The sequence below is a fragment of the Sphingobium xenophagum NBRC 107872 genome, from assembly GCF_000367345.1.
GTDB classification, from domain to species: Bacteria; Pseudomonadota; Alphaproteobacteria; order Sphingomonadales; family Sphingomonadaceae; genus Sphingobium; species Sphingobium xenophagum.
Genome location: NZ_BARE01000117.1, coordinates 1 through 2722 on the forward strand (window position 1 = coordinate 1; position 2722 = coordinate 2722).

At 62.5% G+C, this 2722-nt stretch carries 3 protein-coding genes; all 3 read left to right on the top strand.

The window, feature by feature from the left end:
• Nucleotides 1-100 precede the first annotated feature (100 nt).
• The 3 genes from tnpA to tnpC all read left to right on the top strand — a co-directional run bounded on the left by tnpA (nt 101) and on the right by tnpC (nt 2619).
• A complete protein-coding gene (gene tnpA, locus SX1_RS22060) occupies nt 101-469 on the top strand; it encodes an IS66-like element accessory protein TnpA (protein ID WP_019054842.1) in 369 nt (122 codons plus the stop codon).
• The gene (tnpB, locus tag SX1_RS22065; RefSeq protein ID WP_019054843.1) at nt 466-813 is read left to right on the top strand and encodes an IS66 family insertion sequence element accessory protein TnpB; all 348 of its coding nucleotides are present in this window, start codon (nt 466-468) and stop codon (nt 811-813) included. The genes tnpA and tnpB overlap by 4 nt, the downstream gene beginning before the upstream one ends.
• Before the next feature lie 153 nt (nt 814-966).
• Nucleotides 967-2619 carry an IS66 family transposase gene (tnpC, locus tag SX1_RS22070; protein ID WP_167539661.1) on the top strand — a complete coding sequence of 551 codons (1653 nt, stop codon included), beginning with the start codon at nt 967-969 and terminating at the stop codon, nt 2617-2619.
• Nucleotides 2620-2722 lie beyond the last annotated feature (103 nt).

Below are 2722 nucleotides of genomic sequence, written 5' to 3' on the forward strand. Positions count from 1 at the left end.
CGTACGCATCCGATAAGGGCCGCCTTGTTCTGAGGTGACCGGCGTCGGAGTTAGCGCGAGTGCAAGCGTAGTGTTTTGCACCGGAGCTAATGAGGGTGTGATGGATCGGATAACGGTTATTTCTGGGCCGGAGCGCCGGCGGGCGTGGACTGCGGAGCAGAAGGAAGCGCTGGTGTTGGCGGCCTGTGCTCCCGAGGCGGTGGTAGCGGATATTGCACGGGCAGCGGACGTGCATCCAAGCCTGATCCACCGTTGGCGACGGGAACGGACCCAGCGGGTTTGTCCATCGGGATCCGGAGGGAAGTTTGTGCCGGTGGTGATGAAGGCCGCTGCCTCCGATGGCTTGCCCAGTGAGAGGCAGCAGAGCCTGCGCGTCGCGGCGGAGATCGAGACGCGGGGAGCGGTGATCCGGTTCGGGGCTGAGGCGCGGCCGGACCTGGTCCGCGCGATCCTGGGGAGCCTGCGATGATCCCGGTTTCTGCGGATGTGAAGATCTGGATTGCGACCGGTCATACTGACATGCGGTCGGGTATGAACTCATTGGCCCGTCTGGTGGAGCAGCATCTGGGTCGAAACTTCCATGATGGGGATCTGTATGTTTTTCGCGGACGCCGCGGCAATCTGGTGAAGATTTTGTGGAGCGACGCGCTGGGGGTATCGCTGTATTCAAAGCGTCTCGAGAGAGGGCATTTTATTTGGCCCTCGGCCAAGGACGGGGCGATCGCGCTTACCCCTTCGGCGCTGGCCTGTTTGCTCGAGGGAATAGATTGGCGCAACCCACAGAGAAGTTGGCGGCCCAGTCAGGTTGGCTAAGACAGGCGCGCGATGAGGGCGCGCTGCCCGCTTGAACGGGACGTCGGGGCGGTGAAATAACAGGCCAAAACCTACGAAAAGCCTAGGTTTTCCGGGCATTTCTTGCTATGGGCAGCCATGCCCTCGGACGACGCTTCCCCTGAGCTTTTGCGGATGCATGCCGAGCTCCTTATGGCGCGTGAACTGGCCCGGACAGCCCAGGCTGAAGCTCAGGCCGCTCAGGCCAAGGCGCTCGAGGCAGAGGCAAGAGCCGTTCAGGTCCAGGCGATCAACGCCGATCTTCTTGCTCGCAACGCGCATCTTGAACTGATGAACGCGCTCATGCGCCGCGACAAATATGGAGCGAAATCGGAGCGGGCAAGCCGGCTTATCGGCCAGCTCGAACTGAGCTTCGAAGAACTTGAAGCCGATGCCAGTGAAGCCGAGAGCCTCGCCGCGCAAGCCGCGGCCAAAACAACCACCGTTGGTCCCTTCACCCGCCAGCGGGGACCCCGCCGCGACTTCCCGGCCCATCTGGAGCGCGAGAAGCGCGTTATCCCCGCACCCGAACAATGCCCCTGCTGCGGTTCGGATGAACTGAGCCATCTGCCGCCCGACATCACCAAAACCCTGGAGAAGGTGCCCGCGCGCCACAAGGTTATCGAGACGGTGCGCGAGAAAGTCTCCTGCCGGCACTGTGAAAAGATCCGCCAGGCCCCGGCTCCCTTCCATGTCACGCCCCGGGGCATGTTCGGCCCGCACTTTCTGGCCGATCTCGTCTTCCAGAAATATGGACTGCATCAACCGCTCAACAGCCAGCGCGACCGGTTGGAGGCGCAGGGCATTCCCCTGAGCCTCTCGACGCTCGCCGATCAGGTCGGCGCTGTCTGTGCCGCGCTCAAACCTATCTCCCTGTTGAATGATGCCCATGTGCTGGCCGCCGAGCGCATCCACGCCGACGACACCACTGTCCCTCTCCTCGCCAAATACAAGACCGAGGTCGCCCGCATCTGGGATTATGTGTGCGACGACAGGCCCTTTGGCGGCCCGGCACCGCCGGCTCTCATGTGTCGTTACTCCCGGAACCGAAGGGGCGAACATCCCCGCGCGCACCTGGCCGGCTACACCGGGATCCTCCAGGTCGATCGCTATGCCGGCTTCAACGAGATGTTCGAGCAAGGGTGGGCGGATAAGGCTATGACCCGCGCAAATTGCTGGCAACACGGTAGGCGCAAGCTGTTCGTACTGGTCGATGTGGCCAGCCAGCTGAAGGGCAAGAAGAAGGGAAGCGTGCCGCTCCTCTCCCCACTCGCGCGGGAGGGGCTGGAGATGATCGACCAGATCTTCGCCGTCGAGCGGGATATCAACGGCAAGACTGCCGAGGAACGCCTGGCCGTTCGAAAGGAAAAGGTCGCCCCATTAGTCGATCAGCTCAAAGCCTGGTTCGACACGCAGCGAAAGACCCTCTCCCGGCACGACCCCGTGGCCCAGGCCATCGCTTACTTCCTCGACGACTGGGAAGGCTTCACCACCTTCCTCGAAGATGGCCGGATCTGCCTTACGAACAATGCCGCGGAACGTCCTCTGCGCAGCGTAGCTCGTGGCAGGAAGAGTTGGGGCTTCGTGGGATCAGACCGGGGCGGAGAACGGGCCGCGATGATGTTCGGACTTATCGGCACCTGTCGCCTGAACGATGTCGATCCGCTCGCCTGGCTTACCGATGTCCTCGCCCGCATCGCCGACTTGCCCCAGAAACGGCTGCACGAACTCCTCCCGTGGACCTGGAAAACCCTCCAGAACAGCAACCCGGCCGAATTAGCCGCCTGAACACCCGAACCGTCGCTAACCTCAGTGCAAACGTCAGTGCTTGCACTGCCGCTAACTCGCGCGACTACTCGACCACCACAAGGCGGCCGCTATCGGATGCGTA